This window comes from Rhizobium jaguaris (assembly GCF_003627755.1).
Lineage (GTDB): Bacteria > Pseudomonadota > Alphaproteobacteria > Rhizobiales > Rhizobiaceae > Rhizobium > Rhizobium jaguaris.
Genome location: NZ_CP032695.1, coordinates 1,362,562 through 1,381,213 on the forward strand (window position 1 = coordinate 1,362,562; position 18,652 = coordinate 1,381,213).

The 18,652-nt window shown below is 59.0% G+C and carries 15 protein-coding genes; 8 read left to right on the forward strand and 7 right to left on the reverse strand.

Features of this window, described 5'->3' with window-relative positions; translation table 11 throughout:
- Positions 1–109 precede the first annotated feature (109 nt).
- From CCGE525_RS28615 to CCGE525_RS28625, 3 genes are all read right to left on the reverse strand, one after another.
- Positions 110–1,132: an LLM class flavin-dependent oxidoreductase gene (locus tag CCGE525_RS28615; protein WP_120707620.1), complete on the reverse strand. Its 1,023-nt coding sequence runs from the start codon at positions 1,130–1,132 to the stop codon at positions 110–112.
- Between the two features lie 160 nt (positions 1,133–1,292).
- Positions 1,293–2,489, reverse strand: coding sequence for an MFS transporter (locus CCGE525_RS28620; RefSeq protein WP_120707621.1), 1,197 nt, complete (start codon positions 2,487–2,489; stop codon positions 1,293–1,295).
- 91 nt (positions 2,490–2,580) lie between these two features.
- Positions 2,581–3,756, reverse strand: coding sequence for an adenylate/guanylate cyclase domain-containing protein (locus tag CCGE525_RS28625; protein WP_120707622.1), 1,176 nt, complete (start codon positions 3,754–3,756; stop codon positions 2,581–2,583).
- A gap of 218 nt (positions 3,757–3,974) precedes the next feature.
- On the opposite strand from CCGE525_RS28625, the gene CCGE525_RS28630 reads away from it, so the two are divergent.
- Positions 3,975–4,238, forward strand: a complete 264-nt coding sequence (locus tag CCGE525_RS28630) for a hypothetical protein (RefSeq protein ID WP_120707623.1) — start codon at positions 3,975–3,977, stop codon at positions 4,236–4,238.
- Between the two features lie 125 nt (positions 4,239–4,363).
- On the opposite strand, the gene CCGE525_RS28635 is transcribed toward CCGE525_RS28630, so the two are convergent.
- Positions 4,364–5,029 carry an alpha/beta hydrolase family protein gene (locus CCGE525_RS28635; RefSeq protein WP_120707624.1) on the reverse strand — a complete coding sequence of 222 codons (666 nt, stop codon included), beginning with the start codon at positions 5,027–5,029 and terminating at the stop codon, positions 4,364–4,366.
- Between the two features lie 284 nt (positions 5,030–5,313).
- Between CCGE525_RS28635 and CCGE525_RS28640 the strand changes: the two genes are divergently transcribed.
- The gene (locus tag CCGE525_RS28640; RefSeq protein WP_120707625.1) at positions 5,314–5,952 is read left to right on the forward strand and encodes an outer membrane protein; all 639 of its coding nucleotides are present in this window, start codon (positions 5,314–5,316) and stop codon (positions 5,950–5,952) included.
- Positions 5,953–6,138: 186 nt separating this feature from the next.
- Here CCGE525_RS28640 and CCGE525_RS28645 read toward each other — a convergent pair whose 3' ends face one another.
- A complete protein-coding gene (locus CCGE525_RS28645; RefSeq protein WP_120708674.1) occupies positions 6,139–7,197 on the reverse strand; it encodes a LacI family DNA-binding transcriptional regulator in 1,059 nt (352 codons plus the stop codon).
- 242 nt (positions 7,198–7,439) lie between these two features.
- On the opposite strand from CCGE525_RS28645, the gene CCGE525_RS28650 reads away from it, so the two are divergent.
- The 6 genes from CCGE525_RS28650 (at position 7,440) to CCGE525_RS28675 (ending at position 13,610) form a co-directional block, all read left to right on the forward strand.
- A complete protein-coding gene (locus tag CCGE525_RS28650) occupies positions 7,440–8,429 on the forward strand; it encodes an autoinducer 2 ABC transporter substrate-binding protein (protein ID WP_162950337.1) in 990 nt (329 codons plus the stop codon).
- A gap of 87 nt (positions 8,430–8,516) precedes the next feature.
- Positions 8,517–10,031 carry a sugar ABC transporter ATP-binding protein gene (locus CCGE525_RS28655; protein ID WP_120707626.1) on the forward strand — a complete coding sequence of 505 codons (1,515 nt, stop codon included), beginning with the start codon at positions 8,517–8,519 and terminating at the stop codon, positions 10,029–10,031.
- Complete coding sequence (locus CCGE525_RS28660) at positions 10,024–11,025, forward strand: ABC transporter permease (protein WP_120707627.1); 1,002 nt, start codon at positions 10,024–10,026, stop codon at positions 11,023–11,025. The genes CCGE525_RS28655 and CCGE525_RS28660 overlap by 8 nt, the downstream gene beginning before the upstream one ends.
- Entirely contained in the window at positions 11,022–12,017 is a 996-nt protein-coding gene (locus CCGE525_RS28665; protein ID WP_120707628.1) for an ABC transporter permease, read from the forward strand. Before CCGE525_RS28660 ends, CCGE525_RS28665 begins: the two co-directional genes overlap by 4 nt.
- 5 nt (positions 12,018–12,022) lie before the next feature.
- A complete protein-coding gene (locus tag CCGE525_RS28670; protein WP_120707629.1) occupies positions 12,023–12,871 on the forward strand; it encodes a sugar phosphate isomerase/epimerase family protein in 849 nt (282 codons plus the stop codon).
- Between the two features lie 214 nt (positions 12,872–13,085).
- Positions 13,086–13,610, forward strand: a complete 525-nt coding sequence (locus CCGE525_RS28675; RefSeq protein ID WP_120707630.1) for a DUF992 domain-containing protein — start codon at positions 13,086–13,088, stop codon at positions 13,608–13,610.
- A gap of 125 nt (positions 13,611–13,735) precedes the next feature.
- Here CCGE525_RS28675 and CCGE525_RS28680 read toward each other — a convergent pair whose 3' ends face one another.
- Entirely contained in the window at positions 13,736–15,550 is a 1,815-nt protein-coding gene (locus CCGE525_RS28680; protein WP_120708676.1) for a methyl-accepting chemotaxis protein, read from the reverse strand.
- A 387-nt stretch (positions 15,551–15,937) separates the two neighbouring features.
- Positions 15,938–18,580, reverse strand: coding sequence for a spermidine synthase family protein (locus CCGE525_RS28685; protein WP_245472199.1), 2,643 nt, complete (start codon positions 18,578–18,580; stop codon positions 15,938–15,940).
- Between the last annotated feature and the right edge of the window lie 72 nt (positions 18,581–18,652).

An 18,652-nucleotide genomic window follows, 5' to 3' on the forward strand; every position in this document is an offset into this window, starting at 1 on the left:
GAGGAGAGACATGGTTCCAAGATTTGATCGTCGTCGAACATCGCGCTGATGCGATTGGTAAGCCGTTTAGCGGGCGATTGCCGAGGATCGATGCCTGTTCTGAGCGGCGTCAACGCCAGCCGAGGGTAGGGGCGACGTGAGTCAGGATGGCTTCGATGACATGTGCGTTATAGTCCACGCCGAGCTGGTTGGGGACTGTCAGAAGCAGCGTATCAGCCTCGGCAATAGCCTCGTCCTTCGCCAGTTGCTCGATAAGAGCGTGCGGCTCAGCGGCGTAGCTGCGACCGAAGATCGCTCGGGTCTTCTCGTCGATGAAGCCGATCTTGTCTTCGTTCTGGTTGCCGTATCCGAAATAGGCTCGGTCGCGATCATCCACCAATGCAAAAATGCTTCGGCTGACCGATACCCGCGACTCGCGTTTATGGCCGGCGGCCTTCCACGCCTCGCGAAACACCCTGATCTGATCGGCCTGCTGGACGTGGAACGGAAGCCCGCTCTCGTCATCCTTGAGCGTGGAGCTCTGCAGGTTCATCCCCAGCTTGGCCGCCCATGCGGCGGTGGCGTTTGAACTGGCGCCCCACCAGATCCGGTCGCGCAGGCCCTCGGAATGCGGCTCGACGCGCAGAAGGCCGGGAGGGTTGGGGAACATCGGCCGTGGGTTGGGCTGCGCGAAGCCTTCGCCGCGCAACACATCGAGCAGAACCTCGGCGTGGCGCCGGGCCATCTCAGACTCGGTCTCGCCTTCGGTCGGCGCATAACCGAAGTGGCGCCATCCATCGATAACTTGTTCGGGGGACCCGCGGCTGATGCCGAGCTGCAGACGTCCGCCGGCGATGAGGTCGGCAGCACCTGCATCTTCGGCCATATAGAGTGGATTTTCGTAGCGCATGTCGATGACCGCCGTGCCGATCTCGATACGGCTGGTCTTCGCGCCGACGGCCGCCAGCAGCGGGAACGGCGAGGCAAGCTGCCGGGCGAAATGATGCACGCGAAAATAGGCTCCGTCGGCGCCGAGTTCCTCGGCCGCGACGGCGAGGTCGATGGACTGCAGAAGCGCGTCGGATGCGGACCGCGTCTGCGATTGGGTCGAGGGCGTCCAGTGCCCGAACGATAGGAAGCCGATTTTCTTCATCGTTATGTAGCCTCAAAACTGTGACATGCTCAGCTTATCTCTTGGCACAATTCCGGCTCAACATACAGCATGGTGAAATCTGGATCTCGGCGGTGATACGACGAATAGAAACGAGAACCGGAACACCAAGCTGCATGGGGACGGACCCAACGGAGGCAAGCTACCGTTGCGATCTGCTGGTTGACCTTGCGGCTGAAGGCCTTAACGCGACAAGCGAAAGCAGCCCAAGAAACGCAATTGCCGTACCTGCTGATGCCAGAGGCCATAAGCCCATCCCTATGAATGGGGCGGTAATCGCTGTTCCAATCGCAGCCGTGCCCAGAATGCTGGCTATGACAAGGGCAGCACCCCGCGAATGGTCACCTTGCGATGCTACGATCGCTTGATGAAACCCGACCGGCCCCCTGGTGCCGAATCCGAGATTGACGATGATCCATAAGGCAACAAGCACCGCGAAGTTCTCTCCCCCCGCCGCGGCATAGACAAGGATGAGAAAGAAAGCCGGCGTCAGGACGCAAGTTCCTGTGGCGATGACGCGGTCCGTTCCGAATCTTCTTGCCAGGCTGCTCGACAGATTTGCCCCGATAACGAACATCGCAATGCCGCAGACCTGAAGAATAACGAAATATTGGATCCCTTTGCCGAGCGGCCCGGTCAGCACGGCCGGGGCGCCGAATACAAAAACAAGAATGCTTCCAAGCGAAAAAGCCTGGCTCAGCGCATACCGGAGAAACGCGCGGTCTCGGATGATTGTCATGTAGCTTTGATGCGGGGTCGGAGCCCGGTCTCGCCCGGGAAATGAGGCCACATAGCGCCATGTAACGGCTGACACTGCAAGGCCCAGACCGCCAAGGACGGCGAAAGAGATTTGCCATCCGCCAAGTGCTAGAAGATAAGCCCCGGCTATGGGGGCCAAAGCGGGCGTCAGGGATTCGATCGAACCAAGCCTGCCAAGCACGGTTGCCGCCCTATCATGTGAGTTGGAACTGCTGATGAAGCCAGGGGCAAAGACCGCGGGACCGGAACCGAACGCGCCTTGTGCGAGGCGCAGAACGATCAGCCACTCGATCGAGGGCACAAGTACCGCGAGGAAAGACGTCAGTGTGAAAAGGCCAAGCGACCACACCAGCAATTTTCTCGGATCAAATCGAGCGCCAAGCTCTCCGAATGCGATCAGGCCGATCAGGGTCCCGAGAGCGTAGGCCGCCAATACCAATTGTGCCAGCGCGGTCGTTCCTCCCAACGACTGCGGCAGGCTCGGAACGGCAGGAAGGACGAGATCCGTACCCGCAATACCAAGCACGGTTCCGCATGCGATCAACGCGAACATCGCGCCAGGAGGGAGGTTTTTGGTCATGCCCCGCTCTTAGCAAAGCCTCGTCAGACCTCCAAGTTCAGAAAGATGATGTGCCCCATCAGCAACTTTGATGGGCGAAAGTCCGCGCCGGTCACTCGGCCAAAGTATAGATTTCTGCCGGCCGGGTGACGCCCTTAAGCGAGAAGGTGCCCACTTTTTCGAATCCAGCTTGAAAGTGCAATGCAAAGGCCTCGGACGCCAACAGGCTGCGGTTAACGGTGTCGCACAGCTTCTCGATGCGAGCCGCCTCATTGACTGCCTTTCCAATCGCCGTGAAATCGAGGCGGCGGACGGCGCCGACGTTTCCATAGAAGACCTCGCCAACATGCAGAACGATATCGACGAGGATTTCTGGCTGCGCGGCAGCCACTCGCCTACGATTGAGTGTCGCATTGGCTTCCTGTGCCTTCTTGGCTGCAGACAGGGCCTGGCGGCACGCCTCGGCGGGATTTTCCACATCGGCCGGAAAAATAGCCAGCAGGCTGTCGCCCATGAATTTCAGGATTTCGCCGCCGTCCTGCTCGACAGGCCGTCCGATCGCCTCAAAATGCTCGTTCAGCCATGCCACAATATGGTTCGGTGCGTGATTTTCGTTGAGCAAGGTAAAGTTCTTGAGGTCGGCCAGCAGGATAGCCGCATAGATGGCGGCGCCTTCACCGCGCTGTGTCTGTCCGCTGAGAATTCGCCCGCTGGTGCGGGTGCCGGTATAGACTGCAAGCATATCCGTAGCGATGCGCGTTGCCGCGATCCGGTAGCAGGCAAGCGCAAGGCTGGGTAAGAAAATATCGAGATCGGCAATTTGTCGTTCCGAGAAACCCACAGGACCCTCACCGGCAAGAGAGAACCCGACACCTGCCAAGGCGGTTCCTTCTGGGTAGGCCGTGAGCTTCAGCAAGTAATCGGTCGCTCCCAGATCAGATAATTCCTTCAGCAGTGGGTAGAGTGCGGCGTCCTCATCGGACGGCAGCTTCCAGCGACCATATCGAAGACCGTTTGCCACAAGATAGGAAATGGGTGACCTGCGGAACATCTCTTGACCCGCTTCGTCATGTCCCTGAACGTCCACCGAAATGCTCGACGATCGCGACCACGCGACGGAGAAGCCCCGTTGCAGGGGATCGATGGCTGGCATGGTAATCGAAGCTCGAAGAAGCGGATATCCAAGTGTTACCAGCCGCTCTGCGACGCCTTCCAGAATATCTCCGATATTGTTCGTGGACAGGCCTTTGCCGATGATCCAGCCGGCCAGTTCCTGCAACTCCAGCATTTCGGATATCCTTGAGATCCCTTAACCGCAAAATATGGCTGACGACCTCGATCGTTCAAGTGAGAGAAATCGGAAGATCGCGTTGGAAATTCATTTACGGCGCGTCATCCTAACCTATAGCCTCAGTACAACGCGCGTGGCTGTTGGGGCCACATTCCGCGAGCTCAAGCCCTTGTTAAAGTGCAAGGCAGAGCAGAATAGCAACACGGAGCGAGCCTATGCGGCGCATCATCCTTCTTGCAACCGTTGGTCTGATCACTTGCTCATGCAATCAGACGAGCAACTTTTCATTGCAACCAATTCCGGGGAGCATCACCTATGGCGGCCAGCCGACGATGAAGCTCACGAAATCTCCCATCGGAAGCCAACTCCCGCACCATTTCACCGATCAATGGGGAGACGATGTTTTCGAAACTTACATCATCCAACCGGACCGCAGCCTCAGACTGGTGAACCGGGTAATTATTCAACAGCCTTTCTAGGGAGGCTGAAAAGTTCGGTGACGCCGGCGTTCGGTTTTGATGAGCGGTTAAAGGGGACGAGGCATGATTGTCAGTGTTTGAGGCGGGCCGATAGAAGGCACCTCACACGATTGAAGGTTTCGCGCTCAGCCGGGCGATCTTCGATCAAGAAGGCGGGTACTCCACGCCCGCACAGTCCCGGCCACCGTCCTCAGGTGGTCGGCGGCCGTGAAACCTGAAACTGCCTTCCGTGGCTTCAGATCATGGTCGCCATCTTCGAGCCAGACTATTTCAATCGCGTCCGACAGCACATAATCGGCGACTTCCTCGCGGGCGCCAAATTGATCTCGGGTGCCCTGACAGATCAGGGTCGGAGTTTTCAATTGCTCGAGGTGCGCTGTTCGCAGATCCTCGGGTTTTCCTGGCGGATGAAAAGGATAACCCAGGCAGAGCAATCCGGCGATCTTTCCGGTGGCGTAGAGATCATCGGCGATCATGCTTGCTACGCGGCCGCCCATCGACTTGCCACCTATGATGAGCGTGCCGGTGGCGCTGAGGTCAGTGACCGCCGCCAGATATTCGCCCTTCAACGTCTCCGCTCGGGGCGGTGGTTTTCGTAACCCGGAGCTGCGCCGCGCGGCCATATAGGCGAATTCAAAGCGCGCAACACGAAAACCGCAGCCAGCAAGGGTTTGGGCGGCGGCGTTCATCGAAGCGGAGTCCATCGGTCCACCTGCGCCATGTGCGAGGAGAATGGTGATCTCAGCGTCTTCCGGACCTTGAAGAAGAAACTTGCCGTTTGCGATTGCCATGCGGCTAGTTTTCGCCCACGCCTTCGGGTTTGACAACCACCGGCATCGCAAAATCTGAACCAGTCGATTGCGGATCCGACGGTCCAATCACCCGTTGGGGCTCTCGTCAGTGGGTCTTCACCAATCTTGAAGATATGGCCAGCGGCACGCGCATATATCGCTATCGTTGGCAAGTGATATATTAGAAAGAAGAAAATATATCGAAGGCCGTGTCATTTTTGCTACAGCCTTGAGGTCCGGATTGGCCTATTTTTCCATTCTTGAGCAAATGGAGGACAGGTCCGATGTACAAGTTGCTCATTTCCACGGCATTCGCCAGCGTCATTGCCTGCAGCGCTGCATATGCAGCCGATTTAACGCAGGCTCCCCCTGAAGCCCCTGCCGTAGAAACGCCTCCCGGCTTTACCTGGGCCGGCGCATATGCCGGTATTCGCGGCGGCGCAACCTGGGTTAACGGTGACTTTGATATTTCCGGCGTTGGCAGCAGATCCGACGACGTCAATGGCGGGGGGATTGGCGGTTTCATAGGCTACAATTGGCAGCTCCAGAACAATATCGTCCTCGGACTTGAAGGCGATTTGAACTACAACTGGAACAAGAAGACGATAGCGCCCGGCATTGACGTAGGCACAGATATCGACGGTTCGGTGCGCGCCCGTATCGGTTATGCTTTCGATCGCGCTCTTCTTTATGCGGCCGGCGGTTGGGAGGCGACGCGCGGCTTCGTTGATACCGGCAGCAAAGACACAAGCACATTCAACGGCTGGACGATTGGCGCTGGCGTTGACTACGCCTTCACCGACAAGATTTTCGGCAGGCTTGAGTATCGCTTCACGGACTTCGGCGACAAGCATCTTAACGGCGTCGACGTTAGCCTGAAACAAAACGCCGTCATGGTCGGTGTTGGCGTCAAGTTCTGGTAAATTCGTCAGGTTCTTCGGTCTTGCTGTAACTCGGATTTTGATCGGCTGACTGCCAGGAACGCCAAGTTGTATTTTCGATAAATCGGGAAGCGTAAGAGCTTCTTCGAGGACAGGGCGAATGTCTTCGGCTGGTGTCCGCAGACATCGGCCGGACGGGCGAGACCGCTTTTGCTGAGGGCCGGCCGTCTACACAATGTCCTTGAGACCATCCAATGGCCCGGTCAGCGCTGTTCGCGGCGGCACAAGGTCCGGTTGGATAAGATGAATTCTCGGTGGTGTCTGCGTCTCCTCGATCAGTTCGAATGCCTTAGTGATCATGCCTTCCACGTCCTGGCGCATCATGATGACGGGGAAGGGAAGGAAGGAGCCGAACGGATCATAGTCGTAGCAGCCGACGACGAGATCCGCGAAGGTTTCGTGCGGATGGGCCGACATGAAGCGCAGCAGCCCTTCGAAGTTGATTGACGAGTTGATGAAGAGTGCGCGCGGCAGGCGACCCGCCTTCTCGAAAAATGTCTCGAAAGCAATTCGGGCGGTGTTGGGCGAATAGCCGGTCGGCTGAATCGACGCCTCGGGATCCGCGCCGAGTAGCGCGCGTTTGACGTCCCGAAAACCGCGAATACGCTCGCGGCTGGCATGGTCGTTTCGCCCGCCGAACAGGAAGAGTTCATCGGGGCTCAGGGGATCGTCAGTCGAAAAATGATTGATGATCGCTTCGGTCAGGATGCGACCGCCTTCGTAATTGTCGCTGATGACCGAATGGGTCTTCGTGCCCGGAAGGTCGATATTGATGTGTTTTAGCCCGGCCGCTTCGCAGACTTCGTGCACGCCGTCGGGGTCCGTCGCGCCGCATATGAATAATTCGTCGATGGAGTAGGAGATCAGGTTCTCGGCGGTCTCACGCTCCTCCTGCGGGTCGCGGCTGGAGCTGACGACGATCGGGCATTGTCCACGTTGCCGCACATGGGCTTCGAAGGTCTGGGCCATCGAGGAGAAATATCGATTGTCATAAACGGGCAGCATCAGCCCCACCAATCCCGAGCGAGATCTGCGCAGCCCCTGTGCCTGCCGGTTCGTGGTATACTGATGTTTCTCCGCGAGATCGCGAATGAGCTCGGCCGTACTTTCCTTGATGCGGCGCTTGCGCCAAGTGCCGTTCAGAACCGCGCTGACGGTCGAGGGAGAAATTCCGGAGAGCATGGATAGGTCATAGATCGTGGCCTTCTTCCGACTGTCTTTTTTCATGAACGTCTCCTCAGCTTTTCTTAGCGTCCGAGTCCTCTTGACGAAAGGATAGATCTCATCGATATTGATTGCACCATCGATTGTGCAAAAAAGAAAGATCGATTGTGCACAATAATGGTGCCGTTTGAGGAAGCGGCTGCCAAAGGGAGGCGGGGCATTCATTCGCCACCCACGCCGGGAGGAGGGCCGCCGGTCTAGGCGTGCCTGTTTGTTCCCCGAGGGGAACTGTGGAGGAGAAGATCATGAAGAGATTTATCGTGGCTGCGCTAGCAGCGTCACTGTCGCTTGCTACCGCCACAATGGCCTTTGCGCAGGACACCGGCAAGGTCGGCATCGTCGTGAAGATCGGCGGCATCCCGTGGTTCAATGCCATGGAAGCCGGCATCAAGGAGCAGGGACAGAAACTCGGCGTAGACGCCTCGATGATCGGTCCGACAAGCGCCGATCCGGCCCTTCAGGTGCGCGCCATCGAGGATCTGATCGCTCAAGGCGTCAAGGTCATCGGCGTCGTTCCGAATGATGCCAAAGTGCTCGAGCCGGTTCTCAGCAAGGCGAAGGAAAAGGGCATCATCGTTATCACGCATGAATCGCCGGGCCAGAAGGGGGCGGATTGGGACTTCGAGCTCGCCTCCTCGACCGGTTTTGGTGAGGCGCATGCCAAGCTTCTTGCCGAGAAAATGGGCGGCAAGGGCGAATATGCAGTCTTCGTCGGTTCGTTGACGGTACCGCTGCACAATGCCTGGGCCGATGCGGCCATCGCCTATCTCAAGAAGAACTATCCGGATATGAAGCTCGTCGGTGATCGTTACGGCGTGGCAGAAGACGTCGACAAGAGCCGCAGCACGGCGCTCGATCTCATCTCCGCCCATCCGGATCTCAAGGGCTTCCTCGCCTTCGGCAGCCAGGGTCCGATCGGAGCGGGTCGCGCGATCGAAGAGCGTCGCAAGGTCGGCAAGATCTTCGTGCTTGGCCCCTTCTCCCCCGGGCAAGGGCAGAAGCTCCTGAACGCGGACGCTATTTCCGGCGGCTTCATGTGGAACCCGAAACAGGCTGGCGAGGTCTTCGTGACGCTTTCGCAGAAGCTGATGAAGGGCGAGCAAATCAAGGACGGCGAGCAGATCGAGGGCCTGGGTACGATCCATCCGGATTTCGAGAAGCATAACATCATCGTGGACCAGCTCGTTCCGATCAACAAAAATACGGTTGCCGATCTCGCGGCAATGGGCCTCTGAAACAAGACCGGTTCTCCCGGCAGGCTGGGCCGGCTTCGGCTGGCCCGGCATGTCCTCACCCATTCAAGGTATGACGGGCGGATCCGCATGTCTGAGATCGAAAGCGCGAATGCGAGCGGCGGAGCGCTGCTATCGCTTCGCGACATCAACATAACGTTCGGCGGCGTCAAGGCCCTGAAGAACGTGGCTTTCGAAGTCCATCCGGGCGAGATTCATTGCCTTGCCGGCGAAAACGGCTCGGGCAAAAGCACGCTGATCAAGATCATCACCGGCGTCTATCGTCCTGCACCCGGAGCCATCATCGAATATGACGGCCAGACCTATTCCCACATGTCGCCTGTGACTGCCCAGGCGAAGGGAATTCAGGTCATCTGGCAGGATCTCGCGCTGTTTCCAGAGATGAGCGTGGCGGAGAATATCGCCTTCCAGACCGTGCTCGGCCGCTGGCCCCGCCTCGTCGATTACAAGCAGATGCGACAGCTTGCGATGAACGCGCTGAAACGGCTGGGCGTTACGCTCGATGTCGATCTGCCGCTCAAAGAATACGCAATCGCCCAACGGCAGATCGTGGCCATTGCCCGCGCGCTAGTCGGCGAAGCGAAGATCGTCTTCATGGACGAGCCGACGGCGTCGCTCACACAGTCCGAAACCAACCATCTTCTCGAGATTGTCCGCAATCTGTCAGCCTCCGGCGTCGCCGTCGTCTTCGTCAGCCATCGGCTTGCGGAAGTACTCGAGATATCGAGCAGGCTGACGGTGCTTCGTGATGGTGCGCTTGTCGGCGTTTATCCGACTGAAGGCATGACCCAGTCCCGCATTACCGAACTGATGACTGGAAAGACGTTCGACAATCAGGTTCGGGCAACGCCCAAGGATCATCAGCCCGTTGTCCTCGATGTCAGGTCGCTCAGCCGGCGCGGTCAGTTCGAGGATATTTCGCTGACAGTGCGGCGCGGTGAAACCCTCGGCATCACCGGGTTGCTCGGCGCTGGCCGGACGGAGCTTGCCCTTGCTCTCTTCGGTATGACGAAACCGAATTCCGGAACGATCATGCTCGATGGCAGGCCGGTGCGCTTCTCGTCCAATCGCGACGCGGTTCAGGCCGGCATCGCCTATCTTTCCGAGGACCGCCTGTCGCTCGGGCTTATCCAGCCGCAATCGATCGCCGACAATCTCGTGATTTCGTCTTTGCGCAAGATCCTGTCCGGCGGCTTCCTTTCCGACGAAAGGAAGGAAAGCCTCGTTTCGCACTGGATCCGCGAGCTCGGTATCAGAATCGGGCGGCAGGAGGATGCGATTTCGACATTGTCGGGCGGCAATCAGCAGCGCGTCGCCATCGCCAAATGGCTGGCGACCGATCCGAAGCTCTTGATCCTCGATGCGCCGACCGTCGGCGTCGACGTCGGCGCGAGGGCAGGCATCTTCGACATCGTGGCCAAGCTCGCTGAAAGCGGCCTGGCGATCATCCTGATTTCCGACGAAGTGCCCGAGGTCTATTTCAATGCGGATCGCGTGCTGCACATGGCGCAGGGCAGGATCGTCGGCTCGTTCGATCCACGGCAATGTTCCCTTCACGATATCGAGGCTGCCGTCTATGCGTAATTTCATCAGCACCCATGCGACGGAAAGTTCCCTGCTGGCGGTGATGATCGTCATCTGCGCCTTCCTGTCTTTCGCCACGGACAATTTCTTCTCCCTCGGCAATACCTTCGATCTCCTGAACACCAGCGCCGTCAACATCATCTTTGCGGTCGGTCTGCTGGTCGTTCTGATCGCCGGCGGGATTGATATCTCCTTCGCGGTCGGTGCGTCCGTTGTGCAATACGTAACAGCCATCGCGCTCGGCTGGATCGGTGGAGGAAGCTGGCTCTCGGGCATTCTCATCGCGGGATCGATCGGCATCCTGCTCGGAGCGATCAATGCCTTCCTGATCCATCGTTTCCGGATCATCTCGATCGTCGCGACCATCTCCACCTTCAATATCTATTTCGGGCTTCTCATGTTCTTCACCAAGGGCGTGTCGATCTACGACCTGCCCGACTGGCTGACGGACAAGGTCGTCTTGTTCGAGCATGAAATGCCCGATGGCACTTGGATCGAGATCACACTTCCGGTCCTGGTTATGGTGATCTGTGTCGTCGCCACCTGGATACTCATAACCCGCACCACCATCGGCCGGCAGCTCTACGCCTTCGGCGACAATCCAGAAGGCGCGCGTCGTTTTGGCATCAACATCGGCGCCATGCAATTCATTGCATTCGGCTGGTTGGGGTTGATGGCCGGTATCGGCGGTCTGGTGCAGGCGCATTATGCGCAGGAGGTCGTCCCGAATGCGTTCTACGGTCGTGAACTCGACGTGCTTGCCGCGGTGGTTCTCGGCGGGGCGCGTCTTGGCGGCGGCAAGGGATCGGTGCTCGGTTGCGTCCTCGGCGTGCTGCTGATCTCCATCACGCAGAACGGACTCAATCTGATGGGCGTCTCGCCCTTCGCGTTCAAGATGATCATCGGCGCCATCATCCTGGTCGCCATCACGCTATCGAATACGCGGATCGACAAGCTTGTGCCGGTTCTGCGCGGAGAGGGGCAGACACGATGACCGTTCTTGTCGAAAGTTTCCAGAAACGCTTCGGCCCGGAAATGGCCGGCCCCTTCTTCGCCTTCATTGCCGTGATGATCTTCTTCGGAGTCGCATCGCCGCAATTTCTGAGCCAGGCGACCTTCGGTTCGGTGGCATTTCAACTGCCCGAGCTTGGCCTTCTGACACTGGCGATGCTGCTGCCTATTCTGACGGGTGGGCTCAACCTGGCCATAACGTTCACAGCGAATATCGCTGGGTTGACGGTCGCTTGGGTGCTGCAGGCAAACGGCGGGGTGGATGCCGGACCTTTGGCGTTCGCTCTCGGATGTGTGCTCGCGCTCGCTGCAGGTGCGGCGAGCGGCGTGGTGATGGGCTTCGTCATCGCCTATACGCGCGCCCATCCGATCCTCGTATCGTTGTCGATGATGATCTTCCTGCGCGGCCTTGGCGAGTTTCTCACCCGAGGCGGTGACGTATCGGGCTTTCCGGACTTCCTTCGGCCCCTGGGGCACGGATCGCTGCTGGGCATACCCGTCCCTCTGATCATCTTCATTGTGTGCGTTCTCGTCTGGCATCTGCTGCTGACGCGCATGAAGCTCGGCTTCAATACCTATATGATCGGCTCCAATATCGAGGCTGCCCGCTACTCCGGCGTCAACACGCGCAAGGTCGTCGTTCTCGTCTATACGCTTTCCGGCGCCATGTGCGCGGTCGCGGGCATCATCATGCTGGCGCGCTTCAACTCCGTCCGCGTCGGCCACGGCGAATCCTATCTGTTGATCACAGTGCTTGCCTGCTTCCTGGGCGGCGTCAATCCGTTCGGCGGCTTCGGCCGCGTGATCCCCGTCTTTGTGGCGCTCGTTGTTTTGCAGCTCCTGTCCTCAGGGCTGAATTTGATGGGAGCCAATCAGCATCTGGCAACTGCGGTCTGGGGCCTGCTCCTCGTCGGCGTGATGTTCCTGCGCTGGGTCGCCTCCCACTACAAATTCCTCAACAACCGAAAAGGATGAAAGCTATGGAAGGCTTTGGTGTTCACACCAGCATGTGGACGATGAACTGGGACCGCGCAGGGGCCGAGCGGGCGGTCGCAGCTGCCGTCAAATACAAAGTGGATTTCATCGAAATCCCGATGCTCAATCCATCCACCATCGATACGGCCCATACCAAAGCTTTGCTGGAAAAGCATCGACTTCGGGCCGTGTGTTCGCTCGGCCTTCCGGAACGCGCCTGGGCATCCGTCCGCCCAGAGGCGGCGATCGATCATCTGGCTCTTGCGATCGACAAGACCGCCGACCTTGGCGCCGAGGCTCTATCGGGCGTCATCTACGGCGGGATCGGCGAACGTACCGGCGTTCCCCCGACGCAGCAGGAATATGACAACATTGCCCGGGCTCTGACGGCAGCAGCCAAGCATGCCAAGGGCCGCGGTCTCGAACTTGGCGTCGAGGCCGTCAACCGCTACGAAAACCATTTGATCAATACCGGCCGACAGGCGGTGGAGATGATCGAGCGCGTCGGCGCCGACAACATCTTCGTTCACCTCGATACTTACCATATGAACATCGAGGAGAAGGGTGTCGGCAACGGCATCCTGGCGGCGCGCGACCACCTGAAATACATCCACCTGTCGGAAAGCGACCGGGGTACGCCGGGTTATGGCACCTGCGACTGGGACGAGATTTACGCGACATTGGCGGCCATCGGCTTCAAGGGCGGACTTGCAATGGAAAGCTTCATCAATATGCCGCCGGAACTGGCCTACGGACTGTCGGTCTGGCGCCCCGTTGCCAGGGACGAGGAGGAAGTCATGGGCAACGGCCTGCCGTTCCTGCGCAATAAGGCGAAGCAGTATGGCTTGATCTGACGCTGATCGCACGCAGGCTTCGTGGGATAACCGCTCACTTCACCGAAAGACAGGCCCGTCTGCATTCACGAGAGGGGCTTGGCGAAGGAGCATGGCATCACCCACGCTCGCCTCCAATTTGCAAGGAATTCTCCCTGGGTTGCAACGAACTCCTGCACGGCGCGTTGAATGGTGTGCGAATGTTTGGTGTGCGAATTGTTCAGGAGGAAACCTTATGAAAAAGCTTGCTCTTATCGTCGCTGCGGCCTCGCTTGCGCTCGGCATTCCAGCCGCCGATGCTGCGACGACGCATCACTCGCAGAAACATCCCCAGAAGCAGCAGACAACGACGGGGCCCAAAGAACGCCTTGGCACCTTGTCCTGCCAGGTTGCGGGAGGTGTCGGAATGGTGATCGGCTCCAATAAGTCCGTCGATTGTGTTTTCAAGCGGAGCTCAGGTCCGAACGAGCACTATGTTGGCTCCATCGGCAAGCTCGGTATCGACATCGGCGTGACGGGTAAATCCTATCTGAGCTGGGTGGTCTACAGTATCAATGCGACCCGTGCGGGAGAGGGCGCTTTGGCCGGCGACTATGTCGGCGCATCCGCCGGCGCTGCGGTGGGTGTCGGTCTGGGGGCAAACGCGCTCATCGGTGGCAGTTCGAAAAATTTCGGTCTGCAGCCGTTGAGTGGTGAAGCGGGCACAGGACTTAACGTTGCTGCCGGCGTGTCGAGGCTGCAATTGCGTCACGCTAAGTAGTTGCCCTACTCGCCGCCTGTCATGAGAGGTGCTGGCGGCGACATGGGCACGCTCGCCGTCCCGACAAAGAAAACCGCCGGATTTCTCCGGCGGTCTGATGATTTGCGTCGATGCGGGCTCTGGGATCAGGCGGCGCGGCGGTTTTGTGCGAGCGGACGGCCGTCGTTGACGCGGAAGCCGCGGATGAGCCCGAGCAGGTCCTCGGTGTCGGCGGCCAGCGTTTCGGCCGAAGCGGTGGTTTCTTCGGCCATGGCAGCGTTCTGCTGCGTGGCGGCATCGAGCTGGTTCATCGAGGACGAGATCGAGCGCAGCGTCGTGTCCTGTTCGGAGGCGCTGTGGGCGATCTTCGAGACGATCTCGTTGGCCGCCTTGATCTGGTCGGAGATGCGCTTCAAGGCTTCGCCGGCCTCGCCGACCAACCGCACACCCTGGTCGACCTGGCCGGAGGAGCGGGCGATCTGGTCCTTGATCTCCTTGGCGGCAGCGGCCGAGCGCTGCGCCAGTTCACGCACCTCCTGGGCGACGACGGCAAAGCCCTTGCCGGATTCGCCGGCCCGGGCCGCCTCGACGCCGGCATTGAGCGCCAGGAGGTTGGTCTGAAAGGCGATCTCGTCGATGACACCGATGATCTTGCCGATCTCTTCCGACGACTTCTCGATGCCGCTCATTGCTTCGATCGCCTGGGCGACGACGGCATCGCTGCGCGAGGCCTCGGTCGAGACGGCGTGCACGCGCTTGCTGGCCTCATGTGCGCCTTCGGCGGTCTGGCGCACGGCGACGGTAAGCTCGTCGAGGGCGGCCGAGGTTTCCTCCAGGCTTGCGGCCTGGCGCTCGGTGCGCTGCGACAGTTCGTTGGAGGCGCGGCGGATCTCTTCCTTGGAGACGCCGATATCGTTGCCCTTGGCATTGACCCGGCCCATGGCGGCTTCCAGATGCGACAGCGCCTCGTTGAAGTTGTTGCGCAGGCCGGCATAGCCGGCACCGATATCGCCGCAGCGCACGGTCAGATCGCCCTGGGCAAGCTCTTCGAGTGCCCGGCCGATGGTGGCGACGACGCGGGCCTGTTCCTGGGCCTCGTCCTGCTGCTGGCGCAGGTTCTGCTGGCGTTCGGTGTTGATTTCCTGCTCCTGTGCCGCCTGGCGCGCGGTCAGCGCATGACGTTCGCGGATCTTTTCCTGCAGCGCCAAAGTGGCCTTGGCCATCAGGCCGATTTCATTGCGCATGCCGACATGCGGGATCGCCGTCTTCACGTCCTCGTCGGCAACAGCCTTCAGCGCGGCGTGAACCTCCGTCAGGGGCTTCGAGATGCCGCGAATGACGACGAAGGCGCCGGCGAGTGCGACGACGAAGAGTACGAGGCTCGACCACAAGGTCGTCCAGATCTTCGCATCGACCTGCGCATCGAGATCGTCCATATAGACGCCGGTGATGACGACGACTTTCCAAGGGTCGAAGGCGCGGGCATAGGCGGTCTTGCGGAAAGTGGCGTCCGCCGGCTGGCCGGGTTTGCTGGCGTAGTAGTCGGTGAGGCCGCCGCCCTGTTGGCCGAGCTTGACCAGGTCCTCGCGATAGTAGTGGCCCGTCTGGTCGGGCTGCCCCTTCTGATTCTTGCCGACCTTCGAAGCGTCATAGTGGAAGACAAGGTTGATGTCGTAGTCGTAACCGAAAAGGTAGCCGTCCGGCGTATATTTGATGTTGGTGACAGCGGCATAGGCCTGGGCTCTCGCTTGCTCTTCCGTCAGCTTGCCGGCCTGTTCCTGGTCATAATAGAATTTGAGCACGGAAATGCCGGACTCGACCTGCGTACGAAGCATTTCGTAGCGTTCGTTGTAGAGGGAGTCGGTAGACGAGCGGATTTGCAGGTAGGTCGCCGCCGCAAAGGCGACCATAAGCCCGGTAACGAGCAATATAAGCTGGCTTGAAATCTTCAGGTTTTTCATGGCGCCCCGCATCAGGATGGATCAATGAACCCCCGGTGCGGTTTGATCCCGCCTGTGCGATCGCCAGATGAAACCCGACGGATCTACTGCTGCTGAAAATGACATGCGGCTACCGGTATGGCTAAAAATGACTTTATTTCTCTAAGAAAACTTTAATTGGTAGACTTTATCTGAGATGACGTGAGAGTAATACTCTTGGAGCCGCGACCGCGGTAAATCTCTATTCGTCCATGACGATCGGCCTCGGTCGATATCGCGCGCGGCAATCTTCCCGAACGGCCGATATTTGGGGTGCGTGCGCGCAGCTTGATGGGTCGGGAATGGCCGTGACCTGCTGCCCTTGGAAATATGCCGCAAGCGGAAGTCGTAAGGTATTGAAATTCAACTTTAATTTGTCGAAAGACGGGGGACGCTTGGCTGCTTTATGGGTTGTAAAACCGAAAGGAACGCTGGGGCAGCAAGAAGATAGGCGGCCGCGCTGACGTCGAGTACCGAACTCAGGCCGAAAGTGGTGGCGATGATCGGCACAAGAGCGGCACCGACCACGGAAAAACAGCCATTGACCCCCCACGCCCAGACGAACATGTGATCCTTGCTGAGGCGCGTGAGCCAGCCCATACCGGCAGCCATCGGAAAGCCCATCAGGAATGCTGGCGGAGTGATCAAGACAAAACAAGCGAGGAGGCGCAGACCGTAGGGCAGGCCGCCGATCCAGTCGAGGGCGGGCGCTAAAGCAACAGCATAGACAATGAGTAGAGCGGCGATGCAAGCGAGGATAAGCGGCAGGACGGTCCGTGCCTCCTTCGCAATGCGTTCGCTGACCAAGCTGCCGAGTCCGGAAAACACCAATAGGCCCGAGATAAGCACCGAGGCGGAGATCGTGGGGTTAGCGAGCGCCAGCGTGAATCGGCTAATCAAGCCGACCTCGACCATGATGTAGCCGAGGCCCAGACAGGCGAAATAGACGATGGTTCCTGCCTTGCCGGGCGTAGGAGCCAGCACCGTTTGCCAACGAAAGGCCAGCGGCAGGCAGATGAGTACCAGGGCGGCGAGCGTAGCGACACCAAGCGTCGCCCACAGCACCAGATAGCCCCAGTCGTCCTGGAAGAGATCGAGCCGGTCGAACGTTTTCGGCAGGTCGCCGAATTTCTCATAGCCGGCGAAATACGGCCGATCGTTGGTCAGCATGCTCGTGTCGAAAACATAGCTTTTAGCGAATTCAGGCCAACTACCGATCATTAGGGCGTGCCAGGCGATCTGACCCAGGACGGTCGCAGGCAGTGGTGCAGGGGCATCATCCGTGCTGTTGTCGTCGGATGGCGGCGCCTCGCTTGTAGCGCCATCTGCCGGTGCGGCAGCATCGCCGGTCGCCGCGCCATTGCCGAAGATCGAGCCGCGATAATCTGCCAGCAGTTTTGCCGATTTTGATGCATCGAACACAAAGCCCGGCGAATAGACTTCATCGAAGGACATTGACCGCGTATAGTCGCGAAGCTTGGAAACCTCCTCCGGCGAAAAGCCGCCCTTCTTGTAGACAATCGTTGTGGTCGAAAGATAACTGGACGCAACGAACAGGGACTGCGCCGCGCGCTCGGGATCGGCCGCCTTGGCGGCTTCGGCGATGGTCGTGTAGAACTTGAGAATTGACTTCGGCGGTTCCTCCTTGTTCCACAACGTCACCGAAAGGATGCCGCCATCGGCGAGGGCGCCTATGTATTTGAGCATGGCTTCCTCGGTGTAGGCGTATTTCTCAACAATGGCGAAGCCGCCGGGATTGGAAAGGCCGACGGAATCGGCAAGGCTAAGGTCGATGACATCGTAGCGCTCGTTGGTATGGGCAAGATAGAGCCGACCATCGCCGTCGACGACCAGCAGGGCCGGATTTACCATTAGATTGCCGGTGCTGTCCTTGAGACGCGGATCGCGGAGCGCTGTGAGGATCGCCGGATTGCTCTCAGCGGCGGTGACCGATTGTGGATCGGCATGCAGCGCCACCATGGCCGAAATGCCACCGCCGAGCTGCACCACAAAGATCTTTGGGTGAGTCTTCAGGACATAGGGGTAGTACGCTGGCAGGTATCGGTAGTAGGCCACGTCTTCGGGTGGCAGTTCGCGCATGATGCCTTCCGGCCCTTCCCCATCAATGTATAGGCCGACATAGGTGTCGTGTGGCACCTCAGGGACATTGAATGCCGCGTTGTCCGATAGCCCAGGCGCGAAGTGCATATAGGAGCTCTTGTAGATCTGCAGGTCTCCGAACGGAGAAATACTGCGATAGATCCGTGTCGCGTCGGGGAAATTGCGCGCATAGGAAACGCCTTTGTACTGCGTCACGGCGATTGCCGGCACGCCGATCAGTTCCGGCAGCATCAGGTAAGCCGCAATCGACAACCCAGCCAGCGCCGCCGTGGCAGCGCTAATCGCGAAAGCCTTCTGTCCAACAAACCATACGATGGTCCCGGCGGCCCAGAATAGCAGCGCCACCACGATGATGGCTTCCGGTGCAAAGACGTAGAACGCGCCGAGCATCAGGAGCCCGGCAAGACCCGAGCCCGTCAGATCGGCAAAATACACCCGGTTGAATCCCGTACGGCTTTTCAAGAAGACGACGCCCAAAAAGAACGCTCCCGACAGGAACGGCAGCAGATAGAGGATGAAATTGGCAAGCAGGCGCCACTTCTGTGCCGGGTCGGAGACGATGAAGATTGCATTGAATGGCAATTGCTGGGCGAGAAGGTTGGCGCAGACGGTCAGGGGTCCCATCAGACATAGGGCAGTAGCCGCCGCGCCGCGCCAGTGCCGCTCGACCCAGTCTTTGAAAAGAAAGATGATGACACTCGAAAGGCTGAAGCCCAGCATGGCGAGGCCGATGACCAGCGAGCCAAAATGCGCCCAACTTCCAACGGCGAACACACGCATCACTGCAATCTGCAGCGCGATGATTGATCCGGCGACGAGGCCTATCGAAATGTAGCTCGCGGTCACTACTTCGAAATCGGGGACATTGGCAGGAGACACTTTCTGCCGCATCGCGTATCCTTAAAGCTGAACTCGCGAACACCTATTCTTGGATGGCCTCGAGGTTGGACTGCAAGGTTGGAA

What these genes read in the sequence shown, in the direction of transcription:
- CCGE525_RS28615 (WP_120707620.1), bottom strand. Translation starts at nt 1,132, where the DNA reads ATGAAGAAAATCGGCTTCCTATCGTTCGGGCACTGGACGCCCTCGACC.
- CCGE525_RS28620 (WP_120707621.1), bottom strand. Translation starts at nt 2,489, where the DNA reads ATGACCAAAAACCTCCCTCCTGGCGCGATGTTCGCGTTGATCGCATGC.
- CCGE525_RS28625 (WP_120707622.1), bottom strand. Translation starts at nt 3,756, where the DNA reads ATGCTGGAGTTGCAGGAACTGGCCGGCTGGATCATCGGCAAAGGCCTG.
- CCGE525_RS28630 (WP_120707623.1), top strand. Translation starts at nt 3,975, where the DNA reads ATGCGGCGCATCATCCTTCTTGCAACCGTTGGTCTGATCACTTGCTCA.
- CCGE525_RS28635 (WP_120707624.1), bottom strand. Translation starts at nt 5,029, where the DNA reads ATGGCAATCGCAAACGGCAAGTTTCTTCTTCAAGGTCCGGAAGACGCT.
- CCGE525_RS28640 (WP_120707625.1), top strand. Translation starts at nt 5,314, where the DNA reads ATGTACAAGTTGCTCATTTCCACGGCATTCGCCAGCGTCATTGCCTGC.
- CCGE525_RS28645 (WP_120708674.1), bottom strand. Translation starts at nt 7,197, where the DNA reads ATGAAAAAAGACAGTCGGAAGAAGGCCACGATCTATGACCTATCCATG.
- CCGE525_RS28650 (WP_162950337.1), top strand. Translation starts at nt 7,440, where the DNA reads ATGAAGAGATTTATCGTGGCTGCGCTAGCAGCGTCACTGTCGCTTGCT.
- CCGE525_RS28655 (WP_120707626.1), top strand. Translation starts at nt 8,517, where the DNA reads ATGTCTGAGATCGAAAGCGCGAATGCGAGCGGCGGAGCGCTGCTATCG.
- CCGE525_RS28660 (WP_120707627.1), top strand. Translation starts at nt 10,024, where the DNA reads ATGCGTAATTTCATCAGCACCCATGCGACGGAAAGTTCCCTGCTGGCG.
- CCGE525_RS28665 (WP_120707628.1), top strand. Translation starts at nt 11,022, where the DNA reads ATGACCGTTCTTGTCGAAAGTTTCCAGAAACGCTTCGGCCCGGAAATG.
- CCGE525_RS28670 (WP_120707629.1), top strand. Translation starts at nt 12,023, where the DNA reads ATGGAAGGCTTTGGTGTTCACACCAGCATGTGGACGATGAACTGGGAC.
- CCGE525_RS28675 (WP_120707630.1), top strand. Translation starts at nt 13,086, where the DNA reads ATGAAAAAGCTTGCTCTTATCGTCGCTGCGGCCTCGCTTGCGCTCGGC.
- CCGE525_RS28680 (WP_120708676.1), bottom strand. Translation starts at nt 15,550, where the DNA reads ATGAAAAACCTGAAGATTTCAAGCCAGCTTATATTGCTCGTTACCGGG.
- CCGE525_RS28685 (WP_245472199.1), bottom strand. Translation starts at nt 18,580, where the DNA reads ATGCGGCAGAAAGTGTCTCCTGCCAATGTCCCCGATTTCGAAGTAGTG.